General features: G+C 64.0%; 17 protein-coding genes and 1 pseudogene. 5 read left to right on the top strand and 13 right to left on the bottom strand.

Features of this window, described 5'->3' with window-relative positions:
• Positions 1-5: 5 nt before the first annotated feature.
• From AC07OJ_RS24320 to pedF, 7 genes are all read right to left on the bottom strand, one after another.
• Complete coding sequence (locus tag AC07OJ_RS24320) at positions 6-1,376, bottom strand: ATP-binding response regulator (protein ID WP_495095338.1); 1,371 nt, start codon at positions 1,374-1,376, stop codon at positions 6-8.
• The gene (gene ercA, locus AC07OJ_RS24315; protein WP_065903913.1) at positions 1,360-2,523 is read right to left on the bottom strand and encodes an alcohol dehydrogenase-like regulatory protein ErcA; all 1,164 of its coding nucleotides are present in this window, start codon (positions 2,521-2,523) and stop codon (positions 1,360-1,362) included. Before ercA ends, AC07OJ_RS24320 begins: the two co-directional genes overlap by 17 nt.
• A gap of 104 nt (positions 2,524-2,627) precedes the next feature.
• Positions 2,628-2,699 carry a pyrroloquinoline quinone precursor peptide PqqA gene (gene pqqA / locus AC07OJ_RS24310; RefSeq protein ID WP_106805631.1) on the bottom strand — a complete coding sequence of 24 codons (72 nt, stop codon included), beginning with the start codon at positions 2,697-2,699 and terminating at the stop codon, positions 2,628-2,630.
• A 179-nt stretch (positions 2,700-2,878) separates the two neighbouring features.
• Positions 2,879-4,399: an acetaldehyde dehydrogenase ExaC gene (exaC, locus tag AC07OJ_RS24305; RefSeq protein ID WP_120449056.1), complete on the bottom strand. Its 1,521-nt coding sequence runs from the start codon at positions 4,397-4,399 to the stop codon at positions 2,879-2,881.
• Positions 4,400-4,428: 29 nt separating this feature from the next.
• The gene (locus AC07OJ_RS24300; RefSeq protein WP_495095452.1) at positions 4,429-5,355 is read right to left on the bottom strand and encodes a quinoprotein relay system zinc metallohydrolase 1; all 927 of its coding nucleotides are present in this window, start codon (positions 5,353-5,355) and stop codon (positions 4,429-4,431) included.
• A gap of 2 nt (positions 5,356-5,357) precedes the next feature.
• Entirely contained in the window at positions 5,358-6,101 is a 744-nt protein-coding gene (locus AC07OJ_RS24295; RefSeq protein ID WP_065903927.1) for a quinoprotein dehydrogenase-associated SoxYZ-like carrier, read from the bottom strand.
• Between the two features lie 3 nt (positions 6,102-6,104).
• A complete protein-coding gene (pedF, locus tag AC07OJ_RS24290) occupies positions 6,105-6,566 on the bottom strand; it encodes a cytochrome c-550 PedF (RefSeq protein ID WP_065903930.1) in 462 nt (153 codons plus the stop codon).
• A gap of 254 nt (positions 6,567-6,820) precedes the next feature.
• On the opposite strand from pedF, the gene exaA reads away from it, so the two are divergent.
• Positions 6,821-8,713, top strand: coding sequence for a quinoprotein ethanol dehydrogenase (exaA, locus tag AC07OJ_RS24285; RefSeq protein WP_065903934.1), 1,893 nt, complete (start codon positions 6,821-6,823; stop codon positions 8,711-8,713).
• A gap of 143 nt (positions 8,714-8,856) precedes the next feature.
• Complete coding sequence (locus tag AC07OJ_RS24280) at positions 8,857-9,504, top strand: pentapeptide repeat-containing protein (RefSeq protein ID WP_065903937.1); 648 nt, start codon at positions 8,857-8,859, stop codon at positions 9,502-9,504.
• A gap of 130 nt (positions 9,505-9,634) precedes the next feature.
• Here AC07OJ_RS24280 and AC07OJ_RS24275 read toward each other — a convergent pair whose 3' ends face one another.
• On the bottom strand, positions 9,635-10,261 hold the full coding sequence (locus AC07OJ_RS24275; protein ID WP_065903938.1) for a response regulator: 627 nt from the start codon (positions 10,259-10,261) through the stop codon (positions 9,635-9,637).
• A gap of 153 nt (positions 10,262-10,414) precedes the next feature.
• Here AC07OJ_RS24275 and AC07OJ_RS24270 point away from each other — a divergent pair, with 153 nt between their 5' ends.
• Positions 10,415-10,954 (top strand): PQQ-dependent catabolism-associated CXXCW motif protein, encoded by a 540-nt coding sequence (locus tag AC07OJ_RS24270; protein WP_495095337.1) that lies wholly within the window; start codon positions 10,415-10,417, stop codon positions 10,952-10,954.
• 27 nt (positions 10,955-10,981) lie between these two features.
• Positions 10,982-11,647, top strand: a complete 666-nt coding sequence (locus AC07OJ_RS24265; RefSeq protein WP_065903944.1) for a response regulator transcription factor — start codon at positions 10,982-10,984, stop codon at positions 11,645-11,647.
• A 19-nt stretch (positions 11,648-11,666) separates the two neighbouring features.
• Here the strand turns inward: AC07OJ_RS24265 and AC07OJ_RS24260 are convergent.
• The 5 genes and pseudogenes from AC07OJ_RS24260 to AC07OJ_RS24240 all read right to left on the bottom strand — a co-directional run.
• Positions 11,667-13,298, bottom strand: a pseudogene (locus AC07OJ_RS24260) (PAS domain-containing hybrid sensor histidine kinase/response regulator); the annotation flags it as partial.
• A 262-nt stretch (positions 13,299-13,560) separates the two neighbouring features.
• Positions 13,561-14,706 (bottom strand): nitric oxide-sensing protein NosP, encoded by a 1,146-nt coding sequence (gene nosP, locus AC07OJ_RS24255; protein WP_065903949.1) that lies wholly within the window; start codon positions 14,704-14,706, stop codon positions 13,561-13,563.
• Between the two features lie 120 nt (positions 14,707-14,826).
• Positions 14,827-15,633: a sulfite exporter TauE/SafE family protein gene (locus AC07OJ_RS24250; RefSeq protein WP_106803324.1), complete on the bottom strand. Its 807-nt coding sequence runs from the start codon at positions 15,631-15,633 to the stop codon at positions 14,827-14,829.
• The gene (locus AC07OJ_RS24245) at positions 15,634-16,878 is read right to left on the bottom strand and encodes an NAD(P)/FAD-dependent oxidoreductase (RefSeq protein WP_201145300.1); all 1,245 of its coding nucleotides are present in this window, start codon (positions 16,876-16,878) and stop codon (positions 15,634-15,636) included.
• A gap of 50 nt (positions 16,879-16,928) precedes the next feature.
• Positions 16,929-17,264: an ArsR/SmtB family transcription factor gene (locus AC07OJ_RS24240; RefSeq protein ID WP_053256978.1), complete on the bottom strand. Its 336-nt coding sequence runs from the start codon at positions 17,262-17,264 to the stop codon at positions 16,929-16,931.
• Positions 17,265-17,358: 94 nt separating this feature from the next.
• Between AC07OJ_RS24240 and AC07OJ_RS24235 the strand changes: the two genes are divergently transcribed.
• The gene (locus tag AC07OJ_RS24235) at positions 17,359-18,222 is read left to right on the top strand and encodes an MBL fold metallo-hydrolase (protein ID WP_495095336.1); all 864 of its coding nucleotides are present in this window, start codon (positions 17,359-17,361) and stop codon (positions 18,220-18,222) included.
• Positions 18,223-18,427 lie beyond the last annotated feature (205 nt).

The following is an 18,427-nucleotide window of genomic DNA, read 5'->3' as shown; positions in this document are numbered from 1 at the left end:
GGGCGTCAGGCGAGTAATTGGCTCAATACCGCGCGCAACTTGCCGGGCTTGACCGGTTTGTTCAGCAGCGGCGCTTCCAGGCGGCGCAGCGCGCGGCGGCACTGGTCGGTGCGATCGGCGGTGATGATCACCGCCGGGATCTTCTGCTCGAAGTGCTCACGCAGATGCTTGACCACTGCACAGCCGACCACCCCATGGTCAAGGTGATAGTCGGCCAGGATCAACTCCGGCGCCCTGCCCTGCAGCGCCAGCAAGGCGCCCGCCTGATCAGTGGCGGTGACCACCTCGCAGCCCCACTGGCCGAGCAGCGCGCGCATGCTTTCGAGGATGCTCACCTCATTGTCGATCACCAGCAAGCGCCGTCCCGGCAGCGGGTTACCGGTGGTAGGCGCGACGGGCAGTTGGCTGATCGCCAGTGGCATTTCGTCGCTCAGCGGCACCTCGATACTGAACATCGAACCGCGCCCCGGCCAGGACCGCACCGCCACCGGGTAGCCAAGAATATCGGCGATACGCTCGACAATCGCCAGGCCCAGCCCTACCCCCTTGCGGTCCGATGCGCGACCGACGTCGAGCTGGTTGAATTCCAGAAAGATCGAACCCAACCGATCCGCCGCAATCCCGCGCCCGGTGTCCCACACTTCCAGGCGCAGGCGATCACCGCGCCGGCGCGCGCCAAGGAGGATGCAGCCCTCATCGGTATAGCGGCAGGCATTGCTGAGGAAGTTGCGCAAAATCCGCGTCAATAGCCGCAAGTCGGTACGGATCGCATACCCGCCGGTACGCGCGCGCAGGTTGAGGCCGGCTGCCTGGGCCACCGACTGGAACTCCGAGACCAGCGGCGCAAACAATTCATCCAGGCGATACAGCGCCACGTCCGGCTTGACCGCCGCCTGGTCGAGGCGCGAGATATCCAGCAGGTCGGTGAGCAAGTCCTCGGCGCCCTCCAGGGCCTGGTGGGTGCGTTCCACCAGTACCTGCTCGATGCTCGGCAAGTTGCGCTCGCGCAAGGTCGAGATCAGCAGCCGCGCGGCGTTCAGCGGTTGCAGCAGGTCATGGCTGGCGGCGGCGAGGTATTTGTCCTTGCTGCGATTGGCGGCCTGGGCGGCGTCACGGGCGTCGCGCAGGTCCTGTTCGATCTGCTCGCGCTGGGCGATCTGCTGTTGCAGGTTGAGGTTGGCCTCCAGCAGCTCGTCGGTGCGCGCGGCGACCCGCTGCTCCAGTTCGTCGTTGAGGCGGATGTAGCGATTGCGCTCGGCCTCCAGCTCGTCGAGCCGCGCGGTGAGTTCCGGGTAATGGCTCTTGCGCGCCGACTGGTCGCCCAGCCCCAGCAGCCCGGCCAGGGCGCGCTGTTGCGCGTCAGAGAGCTTCGCCATAGACGACCTCGACATCACGCTGGCTGGACTCGCGCGGGTTGGTGAGGATGCACGGGTCATGCATCGCATGCTGGGACAGAAACGGGATGTCGGCCATGCGCACGCCGTGCAGGCCGAGCGTCTCGTTGAAACCGATCGCGTGCTTGAGCGCAATCAGGTGCTCTACCAGCCGCGCGCAGATCTGCCGATGGTTGAGGCCACGGCAGTCGATGCCGAAGGTCTCGGCAATCACCTTGAACCGCTCCGGCGCCGAGCTGTAGTTGAACGCAACGACGTGCTCCACCAATACCGCGTTGCACAGGCCATGGGGCAAGTCGAGGAAGCCGCCCAGGCTGTGGGACATGGCGTGCACTGCCCCGAGGATCGCATTCGAAAACGCCAGCCCGGCCTGCATGCTGCCGAGCATGATTTTCTCGCGCAGGGCAATGTCGCCGGGGTTGGCGATCATCTGCACCAGGTTGCCGTTGATCAGGCGCATGGCCTCGAGCGCGTGAGGGTCGGTAAGCGGGCCATGCCCGGTGGAGACGAACGCCTCGATGGCATGCACCAGCGCGTCGATGCCGGTACAGGCGGACAGGAACGGGTCCATGCTCGCGGTGGTTTCCGGGTCGATCAGCGACACGTCCGGCACCACCGCCTTGCTGACGATGGAGAACTTCATGCGTTCCTGTTGGTTGGAGATGATCACGAACTGCGACACGTCCGCCGAGGTGCCGGCCGTGGTGGGAATGAGGATCAAGGGCGGGCTGGGCACGCGAATGGTGTCCACGCCTTCGAACTCGAGGATGCTGCGCCCATGGGCGACCACAATGCCGATGGCCTTGCCGCAGTCCATCGGGCTGCCGCCGCCGATGGCCACGATCACGTCGCAATGGTTTTCGCGGTACACCTCGGCACCGAGCATCACTTCTTCGACGCGCGGGTTGGGCGATACGGCGGTGTACAGGCAGTAGTCGATACCGAGGGCTTGCAGGCTGGCTTCGACATCGGCGACCCAGCCGGCGGCAATCACGCCGGGGTCGCTGACCACCAGCACCTTGCGCGCGCCGAAGGTCTTGGCGTAATTGCCGACGTTATGCCGGCAGCCGGCGCCGAAGATGATTTCAGGCGAGACGAATTTACGCAGGAGGCTCAGGTTTGGGCTCATTGTTAAGCCTGTTTCTTATTATTTTGGAAGATGCGCTCCACACTAACCGATCCGGCCGCGAAAGCAATCAGACCAAAGAGGCATCTTCCCTGCAGCACGCCAGATCAGCGGCTGGCGAAGTACATCGTCACTTCGAAGCCGATACGCAGGTCGGTGAAAGCGGGTTTGATCCACATGGGGAGCGTCCTCTTGTTGTGCCGGAAGATTCCGGTGAATCCATTAATGCACGCAGGATCGGCGAGGCGAATGCTACTTTCGAAGCAACCCTCACCCTGCATTAGTCGCGGAGGTACAACGATCGAATGGTAGGAGCCGGCAAGCCGGCTCCCACAGGTGCTTGCCCTTCAGGTCAGGGTCAGAAGAAACCCAGCGGGTTGATGTCGTAGCTCACCAGCAGGTTCTTGGTCTGCTGATAGTGGTCCAGCATCATCTTGTGGTTCTCACGCCCCACACCCGACTTCTTGTAGCCACCGAACGCCGCGTGCGCCGGGTACAGGTGATAGCAGTTGGTCCACACCCGACCCGCCTTGATCGCCCGGCCCATGCGGTAGGCCCGGTTGATGTCGCGGGTCCACAGCCCGGCGCCCAGGCCGAACTCACTGTCGTTGGCAATCGCGAGTGCCTCGGCCTCGTCCTTGAAGGTGGTCACGCCCACCACCGGGCCGAAGATTTCTTCCTGGAACACGCGCATCTTGTTATGGCCCTTGAGCAGTGTCGGCTGGATGTAATAGCCGCTGGACAAATCCCCCTCCAAGCGCTCGGCCGCACCGCCGGTGAGCAGCACCGCGCCCTCCTCCTGGGCGATTTTCAGGTAGGAGAGGATCTTGTCGAATTGCTGCTCGGACGCCTGCGCGCCGACCATGGTCTCGGTGTCCAGCGGGTTGCCACGCTTGATCTTGACGATCTTCTTCATGACCTCGGCCATGAACGCTTCGTAGATCGACTCCTGCACCAGCGCCCGCGACGGGCAGGTGCACACTTCGCCCTGATTGAAGAACGCCAGCACCAGCCCTTCGGCGGCCTTTTCGATGAATTGTGGCTCGGCCTGCATGATGTCTTCGAAGAAAATATTCGGCGACTTGCCGCCCAGCTCCACGGTGGACGGAATGATGTTCTCGGCGGCGGCATGCATGATGTGCGCGCCCACCGGAGTCGAGCCGGTAAAGGCGATCTTGGCGATGCGCTTGCTGGTGGCCAGTGCCTCGCCCGCCTCACGGCCAAAACCCTGGACGATGTTCAGCACGCCCGGCGGCAGCAGGTCGCCGACCAGCTCGGCAAACACCATGATCGACAGGGGCGTCTGCTCGGCCGGCTTGAGCACGATGCAGTTGCCGGCAGCCAGCGCCGGGGCGAGTTTCCACGCGGCCATCAGCAGCGGGAAGTTCCACGGAATGATCTGCCCGACCACGCCCAGCGGCTCGTGGAAATGATAAGCGGCGGTCAGCTCGTTGATCTCGGCGGCACCGCCTTCCTGGGCGCGGATGCAGCCGGCGAAATAGCGAAAATGGTCGGCGGCCAGCGGCACATCGGCGTTGAGGGTTTCGCGCACGGCCTTGCCGTTGTCCCAGGTTTCGGTCACGGCCAGCACTTCGAGGTGCTGCTCGATGCGGTCGGCGATCTTCAGCAGCACCAGGGCACGGTCCTGGGCCGAGGTCTTGCCCCAGGCGTCGGCGGCGGCATGCGCAGCGTCGAGGGCCTTGTCGATATCGGCGGCGGTCGAGCGCGGGAATTCGGCGATCGCCTCACCGGTGACCGGCGAAGTGTTGGTGAAGTACTCGCCATTGACCGGCGCGACGAACTCACCGCCGATGTAGTTGCCATAGCGCGGCTTGAAGCTGACGACGGCGCCGGGGGTGCCAGGTTGTGCGTAGATCATGGTGAGGCCTCTGTCTGTTGTGGGTATTGTCAGGGGTTGATGCGTTGCATCTGCGTGCGTTCGTATTGCGGGTACAGATGGGTCACGCTGCGGATCAATTCGTAGCGGCTGAGGTTGATCGCCGCGAAACGTGCAGGGATCGGGCTGCGGATCAGCTCCGGCATATCACTGCCCTGTGCAGCGGCGTCGCGCAGCAATTGATCGAGCCAGGTGAGGTAGTCGCGCATCTGCTCCAGCGGTTTGGCGTCGGTCGCCACAGGGCCGTGGCCAGGCACGATCAGGGTCCAGGGCAAGCCTTGCAGGGTGGCGATATCGGCCAGCCACACGGCCAGGCCCGGTGAGTGCGGGGTGGTGAGCGCACGCTGGTAGAACACCAGGTCACCGGCGAACAACACCCCCGTCTTCCGGTCGAGGATCGCCAGGTCCGCGCCGGTATGGCCGCGTAGCTGCAGCAGTTGCAGATCGTGACTGCCGAAGGTCTTCACACCCGGCTGCAGGGTTTCACCGGGCAGCACCACTTCGGTGCCGCGCATCCAGTCACCGACCAGGCGGTAGAGGTTCTCGGCCAGGCTGTCGCCCTGTTCATGCAGCAATGCGGTGGTGCCGGCGAGTGCGCCAATCGGCACGTCCTTGAACGCCTGGTTGCCCAGGGCATGGTCGGGGTGGTGGTGAGTCAGCAGCACCTGGATCACCGGTTTGTCGGTGATCCGGGCGATGGCCTGGCGCAACGCTTCGCCGTAGCGCCGGGACGGCCCGGTGTCGATCACCACCACGCCGGGCTCGGTGACGATAAACCCGACATTGACGATGTTGCCGCCATTGTCCTTGGCGAAATTGTCGGTGCTGCCTTCGAGCAACCAGGTGTTGTCGGCGATCAGCCGCGGCTTGAGGGCGTAATCCAGCTCGGCCAGCACCGGCAGGCTGAACAGGATCAGCCATAAGAGCGTCCAGCGCAGGGTCATGGGATGGCCGCCTCGAACTGGCTGCCGCTGGTGTCGCGCAGGGTCAGGCGCGTGGGGCCGGTCGCCTGGATATCAAAGGCCAGGCTGGGGTTTTCGCTGACCGCGGGAAACAGCTCCAGCGTCGCCAATAACTGACCGTCGGCGCCGCGGAGTTCGGCCGTGTTGATAAAGAATTCGGGAATGCCGCTGACCATGCCGTTATCCATCGGGTGCGCGACTTGCAACTTGACGCGGCTGAATTCGGCGCGCGGGTAGCGTCCGCCGAACACTTCGCCGAGGTGCTCTTCCCAACCCGCCTGGGTGCGCACCACGCTGGGTGCGGTGCAGCCGCCGCCGGCTGCATCGATCAGGGTCGAGCCGACATGCCAGAGGCCGTCCCTGGTCAGCACCGCCGCGCGCAACGGCGTGGCCTGTTCGATGCGAATCCGGATCGACAGCCACGGCAGCACACCCTCGCGGGGCTGGAAGTCGACGATTTTCGGCAACGGGTTCAACTCGGCCCAGGCGAGGATTTTCACCACCTCGCCCTTGAACGCGCGGGCGTCGATTTCCAGCGGCACCTGGCGCGCATCTTCGGCGAACGGCGGGGCCAGCAGCTTGACGCGCGCGTCGAACACGAAGGGCGCATTGTCGAGAAAACGCTGGTGGTAGTAATCCCACATCACCGACGGCACCGGGTCCACGGGCGCGCCCCAGGCCAGCATCGGCAACCAGCAGATCCACACCCCGCGCAGGCGCATGCCCTACTCCTCGACGTGCACGCTGTCGAGGTAAGTGCGCACTGCCCACAGGGCTTCCTGGCTCAGGTAGTCGGCCATTTTCGGCATGTAGACCCGCCCATCACGCACCGCACCGTGGCGCACCCGCTCGACAAACCATTCATCGCCGGCGTCGCCCACATCGAGCATGCGCAGGTCGGGTGCGATCCCGCCGGACTTGGCTTCCAGGCCATGGCAGGCGGCGCAGTTCTGGTTGTAGGCCGAGGCACCGACTTCCACCGCTTTGTCGTGCTCGGGCGAGGTGCGATAGGGATTGGTGGCGGCCCAGCCATCGGCGTCCAGCGGCACGCCGGCGTCCTTGATCGGGGTCAGGCCCTTGGTTTCCACGGCGGTCGGTGTGACGTTGCCGTGGGCCATGACGGCACCGGCACCGAGTACCCCGGCAAACAGGCAGGCGGTCATCCAGGCGTTGCGTTTTGTTGTCATTATTTTTTCCCTCAGGAGTGCACGCAAAACCTCTTGGCAGAGGCTATGGCAACCATCTTAGGAAGCGCTCGGCGGCACCCGTATGCTGCTTTGGTGGTCGGGTTCTCATCCGTTGGTAGCAGGCCTTGTGGGGCACTGCTAAATCAGAGGCGGTTCGGGAAATTGTCCCGGCAACACCGGGACTTTTTCCGTATTCGCACGCCCATGGACGTCGCACCCTGTGCAGGCCAAAACCTCCACTGGGAACTGCAACCATGACAATAAGATCGCTACCCGCCCTCTCACCCTTGAGCCTTGCCCTGCAAGCCTTTCTGCTGGTGGGCAGCCTGTCCCTCAGTGCTGCCAGCCATGCCGCTGCCGAACCCGCGAAGCAGACGCGCAACGTCACCTGGGAAGACATCGCCAACGACCACCTGACCACAAAGGACGTGCTGCAATACGGCATGGGCACCAACGCCCAGCGCTGGAGCCCGCTGGCCCAGGTCAATGACAAGAACGTGTTCAAGCTCACGCCTGCCTGGTCCTACTCGTTCGGCGACGAGAAACAGCGCGGCCAGGAATCCCAGGCCATCGTCAGCGACGGCGTGGTCTACGTCACCGGTTCCTACTCCCGCGTGTTCGCCCTCGACGCGAAGACCGGCAAACGCCTGTGGACCTACAACCACCGCCTGCCCGACAACATTCGCCCGTGCTGTGACGTGGTCAACCGTGGCGCGGCGATCTTCGGCGACAAGATCTACTTCGGCACCCTCGATGCGCGCCTGATCGCCCTCGACAAGAACACCGGCAAAGTGGTGTGGAACAAGAAATTCGGCGACCACGCCGCCGGCTACACCATGACCGGCGCCCCGGTGCTGATCAAGGACAAGGTCAGCGGCAAGGTGCTGCTGATCCACGGCAGCTCCGGCGATGAGTTCGGCGTGGTCGGCCAGCTGTATGCGCGCGACCCGGACACCGGCGAAGAAGTGTGGATGCGCCCGTTCGTGGAAGGCCACATGGGCCGCCTGAACGGCAAGGACAGCACCCCGACCGGCGACGTCAAGGCGCCGTCGTGGCCGGATGACCCGACCACCGAAACCGGCAAGGTCGAGGCCTGGAGCCACGGCGGCGGCGCACCTTGGCAGAGCGCGAGCTTCGATGCCGAGACCAACACCATTATCGTCGGCGCCGGCAACCCGGGCCCGTGGAACACCTGGGCGCGGACCTCCAAGGACGGCAACCCACACGATTTCGACAGCCTCTACACCTCCGGCCAGGTCGGCGTCGACCCGAGCACCGGCGAAGTGAAGTGGTTCTACCAGCACACCCCGAACGATGCCTGGGACTTCTCCGGCAACAACGAACTGGTGCTGTTCGACTACAAGGACAAGGACGGCAAAGTCACCAAGGCTACCGGCCACGCCGACCGCAACGGCTTTTTCTATGTGGTCGACCGCACCAACGGCAAACTGCAGAACGCTTTCCCGTTCGTCGACAACATCACCTGGGCCAGCCATATCGACCTGAAGACCGGGCGTCCGGTGGAAAACGAAGGCCAGCGTCCGGCCAAACCGCTGCCGGGTGAAACCAAGGGCAAGCCGGTGGAAGTCTCGCCGCCGTTCCTGGGCGGCAAGAACTGGAACCCCATGGCCTACAGCCAGGACACCGGACTGTTCTACATCCCGGGCAACCAGTGGAAAGAGGAATACTGGACCGAAGAGGTCAACTACAAGAAAGGCTCGGCGTACCTGGGCATGGGTTTTCGCATCAAGCGCATGTATGACGACCACGTCGGCACGTTGCGCGCGATGAACCCGACCACCGGCAAAGTCGTGTGGGAACACAAGGAACATCTGCCACTGTGGGCCGGCGTACTGGCAACCAAGGGCAACCTGGTGTTCACCGGCACCGGCGATGGCTTCTTCAAGGCCTTCGACGCGAAAACCGGCAAGGAGCTGTGGAAGTTCCAGACCGGCAGCGGCATCGTCTCGCCGCCGATCACCTGGGAACAGGATGGCGAGCAGTACATCGGCGTCACCGTCGGTTATGGCGGCGCGGTGCCGTTGTGGGGCGGCGACATGGCCGAGCTGACCAAGCCGGTGGCACAAGGGGGTTCGTTCTGGGTGTTCAAGATCCCGAGCTGGGACCTGAAAACCGCCCAGAAGTAACCCCTCCGAGAATGCGGGGTCGCCTTTTGTGGCGAGCGGGCATGCCCCGCGCTGGGCTGCGAAGCGGCCCCGGCATTCTTCCTGTCGCATCGGCTGCTGCGCGGCCGGTGCGACAGGTATCCCGCCACCTTCGAGGTCTCGTCATGAAATACCTGCCCTTGTTACTCCTGCTGTCCCTGCCCCTGGCCCACGCCGACGATGGCGACGACGCGCCCTTGGTGATCAACGGCTGCACCATCGCCGAACACAGCCAGTGCCCTGGCGCCAATCTCAAGGGCGCCAACCTGAGCAATCAGAACCTGAGCAAGATGAACCTGGCCGGCGCCGACTTGCGCGAGGCCGATCTGCGCCACGCCAACCTCGACCTGGCCAACCTGGAAAAAGCCCAGCTGCAAGGCGCCAACCTGACCCGCGCGAGCCTGCAGCAGAGCAACCTGCGCCTGGCCAATTTCACCGACGCGACGTTGATGGCGATCCAGGGCTGGGGCCTCTTCGCCCAGGGGGCGCAATTCGAGAATGCCAACCTCAGTGCGGCCTACCTGCAATTTGCGCGGCTATCCGGAGCCAAGCTGCACAAGGCCAATCTGCGCGCGGCGGACCTGGAAATGACCTGGCTGAGCAAGGCCGACCTGCAAGGTGCGGACCTGCGCGATGCAAATCTGCAGGAAGCCAAGTTCGGTGAAAGCAATCTGGAAAACGCCACCCTGACCGGTGCGCGCCAGCATTACGGGAATTTCCAGGACGCGAACATGGAAGGCTGCAAGGACTGCCCCACCACCTGGGATCGCTAGAACGCCGTGGATCAACATGTGGGAGCGGGCTTGCTCGCGAAAGCGCTGGGTCAGTCAGCACACCTGATACTGACACAGCGTATTCGCGAGCAAGCCCGCTCCCACAGGGGCCGCGTGCATCAGGTAGAGATCAGCCCGCCACTCGCACTACGCCCATATCGATGCCCAGGTGGACCAGTTCGGCATGGGAACTCACCTGCAATTTACTCTTGAGCAAGGTCAGGTGGTTGGACACGGTCTTGCTGCTGATACTCAGCTGGGCCGCGATCGAGCGTGCCGGGGTGCCTTTGGCGAGCATCAGGAAAATCTCCAGCTCGCGCTGGGTCATGCCCTGCAGGCGACGGTCGGTGGGGTGATAGGCCAGTTGCGTGGCCAGGTCCTGTTCGATGTAGGTGTGGCCGTCGAGGATGCGCTGCACCGCCTCAAGCATCACCGCCGGCGAGGCATTTTTGGTCAGGTAACCGGCGGCGCCGGCGTCCAGAGCCTGGCGCACCACCGGCAGTTCCGCATGCTGGCTGAAGAACAATACGCGCAACTGCGGCAGGCGCTGGCGCAGGCGGCGGGTGGTTTCCAGGCCGCTGATCCCCGGCAGGCCGAAGCCGATGATCACCAGCGCGGGCACCGCCTCGTGCACCCGCGCCAGGGCCTCCTCGCCGCTCGCCGCTTCACGGACCACCACGCCCGGCAGCCCGTGGCGCAGCAGGCCGGCATACCCCAGGCGGACCACGGCGTGATCATCGACCAGCAGGATGTTCATAGTGCCTCCAATGGCAGCGTATCTTCCCCATGCTAGAACCCCGGGGTCTGCCGCGACCTACTACTTTGGTACTGGTTTTGCTGTCTATCGTCGCATTCCCAAGGCAGCGCGACTCACGTGTAATGGGCGCATAACGATAAGGATTGCCTTGCCATGCTGCCCGCTCGACTGCCCCTCGTGGCACTGCTGTGCCTGTTCGTCGGCTACACCTGCGCCGACACCCCGCTGTTTTCCGCCGAAGGCTACCGTCTCAGCCTGTACCGCAGCCCTACGCCCGACCAACTGCCAGGCGCGACGATTGTCGACACCCAGGCCCTGCAAACCCTGCTGCGCCAGACGCCCGCGCCGGTGCTGGTCGATGTGTACCGCCGCCAGTGGCTGCAAGGCCGCTTCATCGAGGACCAGCCGCATGCCAACGTGCCCGGCAGCCACTGGCTGGCCAATACCGGCGACGGCGACCTCACGCCGGAATGGCAGGGTTATTTCGTGCGGCACCTGTACAAATACACCCAGGGCGACCTGAGCCGGCCGCTGGTGTTCTACTGCCGCGCCGATTGCTGGCTGAGTTGGAACGCGGTAAAACGAGCCGCCAACCTGGGCTATACCTCTGTGTATTGGTACCGCGATGGCTTGGACGCATGGGAAGCGGCGAATCTGCCAGTGACGGCTGCAGCACCCGAACCCTTTGAATAAAAATCCACAACAAGAAGGTGAACGGCCATGTACAAAATTCTGATTGCCGACGATCACCCGCTGTTTCGCGAGGCGATCCATAACGTCATCAGCGACGGGTTCCCAGGCAGCGACGTGATGGAAACCGCCGACCTGGACAGTGCCCTCGCCCTGACCCAGGAACACGACGACCTCGACCTGATCCTGCTCGACCTGAACATGCCCGGCATGCACGGCCTCAATGGCCTGATCAACCTGCGCAACGAATCACCGACCATCCCGGTGGTGATTGTCTCCGCCGAGCAGGACAAGCAGATCGTGCTGCAGGCCATCACCTATGGCGCCGTGGGGTTTATCACCAAGTCCTCGCCGCGCCTGCAGATGACCGAGGCGATCCAGCAGATTCTCAACGGCAATGTGTACCTGCCGCCGGACATCATCCGCACCCAGAAGCCCGGCACGCACCGGCGCCTCAACGAAAACCCCGGCTTCGCCCCCGAGCTGCTGCAAGCCCTGACCCGCAAGCAGCTGCTGGTGCTGGAGCGCATGACCAAGGGCGAGTCGAACAAGCAGATCGCCTACACCCTGGAGATTGCCGAGACCACGGTGAAGGCTCACGTGTCGGCGATCCTGCGCAAATTGAATGTGCATAACCGGGTGCAGGCGATCCTCAGTGCCGGCGACATTGATTTCGGCTCCTACCTGCGCCGCTGATCCTGCCCAACTCCCCGGCCTACAGGGCGACGTGTTGGCCGAGCAAGTGACTCATCGCCGTCTTGAGCTTCATCGGCCGCACCGGCTTGTGCATCAGCGTGTGCCCCAGCTCGCGGATCTGCAGCTTCAACTCATTGCTGTAGTTGGCGGTGATCATCATCGCCGGGATCGCACGACCGCGCCGGGCGTTGATGCGGGCGACGGCGTCCACGCCGTTCTGGTCGTGGTCGAGGTGGTAGTCGGCGATCAGCAGGTCCGCCTCGGCATGGTAGTTGTCCACTTGCCGCGCCAGGTCCTGCTCTGACAACGCCGTCACCACGCAACAGCCCCAGCCTTCGAGCAAGGTGCGCATTCCCGCGCAGATCGCCGCATCGTTATCCAGCACCCACACCCGCGCGCCCTGCAGGCGCTCCAGCAGCGGCTCGCTCATGCACGGCATCGGCAAGGACCTGGGCGCGGTGGTGCTCAACGGCACCTCCACCGAAAACATCGAACCCTGGCCCGGCCAGGACCTGACGCTGATGCGATGGCCGAGTATCCCGGCGATTTTCTCCACGATCGCCAGCCCCAGGCCCAAGCCGCGATCCTGGTCCGGGCGCTGCACGTCACCGCGCTTGAACTCCTGGAAAATCTCCTCCAGCCGCTCCTCGGCAATGCCCATGCCGCTGTCCCACACCTGGATCAATACGCGCTGGTGCTGGCGTCGGCAGCCCAGCACCACGCGGCCCTTGTAGGTGTAGCGAATCGCGTTGCTGAGCAGGTTGCGCAGGATCCGCGCGAGCAGCTGGATGTCACTGTGCACCAGCGCCGAACAGCCGACAAAATGCAGCTGCAGGCCTTCGCTGCGGGTCAGCTCGGTGTACTCCGCCGCCAGGTTATCGAGCAATTCACTCAGGGCGAACGGGGCGATATCGGCCTTGATCACCCCGGCATCCAGCTTGGAAATATCCACCAGGGTGCCCAGCAGGTTTTCCACGTCTTCCAGGGAGTTGCTCACGTTGCGCACCAGGGTTTCGCTGGGGCGTTCCAGTAATGCACTGGTAAACAGCCGCGCCGCGTTCAGCGGTTGCAGGAGGTCGTGGCTGACGGCGGCGAGGAATTTGGTTTTCGACAGGTTGGCCTGCTCGGCCTCGCGCTTGGCCTCGCGCAGGCGTGCCTCCATGCGCCGGCGCTCATCGATTTCCTTCAACAACTGGCCGTTGAGCGAGGTCAGTTCCGAGGTGCGCTGGGCCACGCGTTGCTCCAGGTGCTGATAGGCCTGGTGCAGGGCTTCGGCGGTGCGCCGGCGTTCGGTGATGTCGCGAATCAGCACGAAAATCCCCACCACTTCACCGTTGGCGAGCATGTTCGGCACATAGGAGCGCAGCATGTAGCGCTCCTGGTTATTGATGTTGGTCTCGGCGAACTCAAAGGTCACGCTTTCCCCGGCCAGGGCGCGGGCGACGTAGGCATCCAGGCGCTGGCAATGCTGCTCGCTGTGGACTTCGCGCAGGCTCTGGCCAAGCATCATCCCGCGCGGCCAGCAGTACCATTCTTCATAGACTTTATTGGTGAACTCGTAGACCAGGTCGGCATTCAGGTAGCCGATCAGGGCCGGCACGTTGTCGGTGATCAGGCGAATCCAGCGCTCGCTGGCCTGGGCCTGCTGCGCCGCCACCTGTTCGCCGCGCAGGGCTTCGGCACGCAGCCGGGCGTTGATCAGCAGGTGGTTGCTGGCCTTGAGTTCGGCCATCGCCTGGTTCAGCGCGTCGGTGCGTTCGCGTACTTGCTCGGCCAGCACCACCGAATGCTGAAAGGTGGTGTAGGGGTTGTTGCCCTGGGTCATGCCGGACTCGATGCGCTCGATCAGCGCCGCATTGATCCGCGCCAGCTTGTGGTTGTCCTGTTGCAGCCGGGCGACCTCGGCGAGCAGCTCAGCGCCGGCCACGGGCAATGGCGACCCCGGTGAAGGTCTGGTTGATGTGCATGCCATTGAACTGTTCTCCGTAGGTGTTGAACCCCATCACCCGCTGGTCACGCAGCAAGCCACCGATCTGCTCCAGGGTGCCGGTGTCCTCCAGCTCCAGGCGGCGCAGGAAGCAGTCGCAGCCGATGGTCAGCAGCAGGTCGCCGAGCCGCGCGTGCAGGCCATCGAACAGGCCTTGCAGGTTCGGCAGGATCGGCCCGGGTTTCATCACGGTGAGGACGATGCCGTTTTCCACCGCGCAGTAGAAACTCAGGCTCAGGTCGGCGTGCACTTGCTGGATCGCGCGCACGTAGTACTGGTCGTGGATGCGCACCGCGAGTGGGTGAGCGGCGAAGAGGCGGTGGTCGAGGTCGGCCACGGCCACGCCGATGTGCCGCGCATACTCCTCGGCGGCGGGTTCGGCGTTGAGCTCGAACACGCGACGTGACGGGCTGTCGGCGCCGGTCACCACCAGCTTCTCGGTGCGCGGCAGGATGTGGTGGGTGGTGAAGACCTCGAAGTCCAGCCAGGTGTTGACCAGCACCACCACCGCCGCGCCGCTGTGGAAAGCGCCGTTGAAGTACACGTGGGTGTCGGTGAGGAAGTTGTCATCGCCGGCCGAACCGCCGAAGTGCGGGATGTCGCCGAGCGCCGCGCTGAGGGCGGCGAGCACCATTTCTTCACGGCTGGACAGGCCATCGAGCAAGGTCAGGGCGAAGGTATTGCCTTTGATCGGCGCCAGGGTATTGCTGCGACAGCCGCCGACCAGCCGCTCGACCATGTCCTGGGCGTTGATCAGGCTGAAGTGTTCAACCTGGTCGATAAGTTCGGTGGCAATGGAGAAGTGCGCGTGATTGAACCCCACCGCCGTGATGCAATTGCGGCCATAGCCTTGGGGCGTGATCTCGCCGGCACTGGTGCAACCCACCACACGCACACTGCCAAAGCACTGCTGCAGGGCCTGGCCGAGTGCCTGGAGGTCGTAGGAAGCGGAACAGAAAAACAGCACGAACCCCAGGTACGGATGCAGCAGTTGCCGCGCCAACTCCTCGGCCGCCTGCCCGGCATCGGCGGCCTGGGACATGGCACTGACTACGCCTTCACTGTTGTGCATCGCTGGTTCCCCCTCTGAAGCATGAGTGTACGAAGGCCCGGGGGTGGGACCTATGCTACTTGGGTACTGGGTGGGGGGATGCGATGGGATGAGTTGTCGTGGCGTCGCAGGCGTTTCACATCAGACCGCCGCCTTGACCAACATGCCGGCCGCCACCAGCACGCACAGGCTGGCAAACCCGACCTGCAGGGTCCGCGCGGGGATCACCGAACACAGGCGCCGGCCGATCAACATGCCGACAATGCTCGCGGCGATGAACACCCAGCCCATCGGCTCGATGCGCACACCGGCGTGGAACGCGCCGACCACGCCGATCAGCGAAATCAGGCTGATCACCATCAGCGAAGTGGCGACGATGCCGCGCATCTGCACATCGGTGAGTTGCTTGAACGCCGGCACGATCAGGAAGCCACCGCCGACCCCGAGCAGGCCGGACACGGCGCCCGTGACCGCACCAAGGGCGGCGAGTGTCGCGCTGCACTTGGCGGTCCAGGCCAGGCGCCCGGTCTGCTGGTCGAGCATGCAGTTCTTCTGGCCCCAGGACGCGGCGCCATGGTCACTCGGCCCGGCTTCGACCTTTTCGCGCTGCAACATGCGCCAGGCCACCAGCACCATCAGCGCGCTGAACAGGCCCATCAGCAGGGCTTCCGGCATCTGGTGGGCAAGGAACACCCCCAGCGGCGAGAACAGCGCGCCGAGCAAGGCGATCAACAGCGCGGCACGGTACCGCACCAGGCCATGGCGCAGGCCGTCAATCGCGCCCACCGCCGCCGCTGCGCCCACCGCCAGCAAGGACACGGGCGCGGCCTGGGTCATGCTCAAGCCCAACCCGAGCACCAACGCCGGTACGCCAAGGATGCCGCCGCCCGCGCCGGTCAAGCCCATGACCAGGCCCATCAAGATGCCTAAAACACTCGCCAGCAGCATTCAGTCCACCTTGCTCAAGCGGGTCAGCCACTCGCGCCCCTTGAGCATGCCGTTCCAGTAGAACCACGGCAGCAACGTCGCCTTGAGGAACCACATCGAACGCCGCGCGCGGGTCGGGTCGAGGGGAAAGGTCGGCAACAGCTTGCCGCCGTAACCGAACTCGGCCAGCACCACCTTGCCCTTCTCCACCGTCAGCGGGCAGGAGCCGTAGCCGTCGTATTTGAGCGGCAATGGCGCCTGTTTGCGCAGGGCCAGCAGGTTTTCGGCGACCACCACGATTTGCTTGCGCACGGCGGCAGCGGTCTTGGCGTTGGTGGTGCCGCACACATCGCCCAACCCGAAGATGTGCGGGTAGCGCAGGTGTTGCAGGCTATGGGGGTTCACTTCGCACCAACCGGCGGCGTCGGCCAGCGCGCTCTGGTGGATAAACTCCGGTGCGACCTGGGGTGGCACCACGTGCAGCAGGTCGAAGGATTTCTCGACCACGGTGACGTTGCCCTCGGCATCCTTCACGTCGAACCAGGCCTTGCGGGCCGGGCCATCGACTTTCACCAGGTTGGCATTGAATGCCAGGCGGGCGTTGTACTTCTCCACGTATTTCATCAGCGGCGGCACGAAGGTCGCGACCCCAAACAGCGCCGCGCCGGCGAGGTTGAATTCGACGTCGATATTGTTCAGATGGCCTTGCTTGAGCCAATGGTCGCAGGACAGGTACAGGGCCTTCTGCGGTGCGCCCGCGCATTTGATCGGCATCGCCGGCTGGGTAAAGATCGCCTTGCCGCCCTTCAATTGCTGCACCAACTGCCAGGTGTAGGCCGCGTACTGATAGCTGTAGTTGGAGGTCACGCCATTGCGGCCCAGCGTGTCCTGCAGCCCCTCGATCTTCTCCCAGGCCAGGCGCAGGCCGGGGCAGACGATGAGGTTTTGCCAAGTCACGCGCTGGCCGTTGTCGAGTATCAGGGTGTGTTCGTCGGGCAACAGCTCGGTGACCGCAGCCTGCACCCAGGTCACGCCATTGGGCAGCACATCGGCCAGCGGGCGGCGGGTCTTTTCCAGGTCATAGGCACCGCCGCCCACCAACGTCCAGGCCGGCTGGTAGCAATGGTGGTCGCTGGGTTCGATAAGGGTGATGTTCAGGTGGGGGTCGCGCTTGAGCAGGCTGGCCAGCAGGCCGATGCCTGCCGAACCGCCGCCGATGACTACGATATCGCCACTGATGGTAGGGCCCCAGTGTTGGTCATTCATGGTCGATCGCCTTTCTTATACATGCACACAAGGGTCGCTGCCGGATGGCGTCACGCCCAGCTTTTCATGACCGCGCCGCAGTACAGCCCGGACAAGGTCTTCATCACTTGGATCACTTCGTGGCTGGCCAGCCCGTAGAAGATGTATTTGCCTTCCCGACGGGTGGCGACCAACCCTTCATCGCGCAAGATGCCCAACTGTTGTGACAGCGTCGGTTGGCGCACGCCGGTCATGGTTTCCAGCTCGCCGACGTTGCGCTCGCCCTGGGTCAGCTGGCAGAGGATCAACAAACGGTCTTCGTTGGCCAGCGCCTTGAGCAAGGAACAGGCCTTGGACGCCGATGCGCGCAACTGGGCGACTTCGCCCTCACTCAGAGTAGATTCCATTTGCCTCGGGTCCTTTCTGTCACTTAAGCTCAAAACATTATGTGTAAATGTAAACTGATTGTAACCACTTTTTTCTTCACCAGGGACCGCCGCCATGCCAGCGTTGATTCAAGCCTTTCTGGACGAGGCATCGTCGACCTACACCTACGTCGTGTATGAAACCGACGGTGGCCCCTGCGCCATCGTTGACTCGGTGCTCAACTACGACCCGGCTTCGGGGCGCACAGACACGGCTCAGGCCGACAAGGTCATCGCCTTCGTCCGCGAGCACGACCTGCACGTGCAATGGCTGCTGGAAACCCACGCGCATGCCGATCACCTGTCCGCGGCGCCCTACCTGCGTCGCCTCCTGGGCGGCAAGATTGCCATCGGCGCGTCCATCAGCAAGGTGCAGGGCGTCTTCAAGCACCTGTTCAACCTGGAGCCGGAGTTTCGCGTGGACGGCTCGCAGTTCGACCACCTGTTTGCGCCGGACGAGGTGTTTCATATCGGCAACCTCAAGGCCCAGGCGCTGCACGTGCCAGGGCATACGCCGGCGGACATGGCTTACCTGATCGACGACCGGTTGATCCTGGTGGGCGACACATTGTTCATGCCGGACGTGGGCACGGCGCGCTGCGACTTCCCCGGCGGCGATGCGCGGCAGTTGTATGCGTCGATGCGCAAGCTCTTGGCGTTTCCCCCGCAGACCCAGCTGTATGTGTGCCATGACTATCCGCCCGAGGGCCGCGAGGCCAAGTGCCTGACGACCGTGGCCGAGCAGCGCGCAGGCAATATTCATGTGCATGACGGGGTCGATGAGAATGCGTTTGTCGCGATGCGCACCACGCGCGATGCCGGGCTGGGGATGCCGACATTGCTGCTGCCGGCGATCCAGGTGAACGTGCGCGCGGGCAATCTGCCGCCGGCTGAGGAGAATGGCGTGACGTACCTGAAGATCCCCCTCAACCAACTGTAAAAACGTCGATCCCGTGTGGGAGCGGGCTTGCTCGCGATGGCGGTGTATCAGGTGCATATAAGCTGGCTGGCCCACCGCTTTCGCAGGCAAGCCAGCTCCCACATTCGATCTCCATGCACCCGGGGACCTAGGCCTCACCCCCAATCCCCTGTGGGAGCGGGCTTGCTCGCGAAGGCGATCCGTCAGGTGGTGCATTCGGCGACTG

The organism is Pseudomonas sp. GW821-FHT09C08 (genome assembly GCF_059418125.1).
This window is presented reverse-complemented; position numbering and strand designations above follow the sequence as displayed.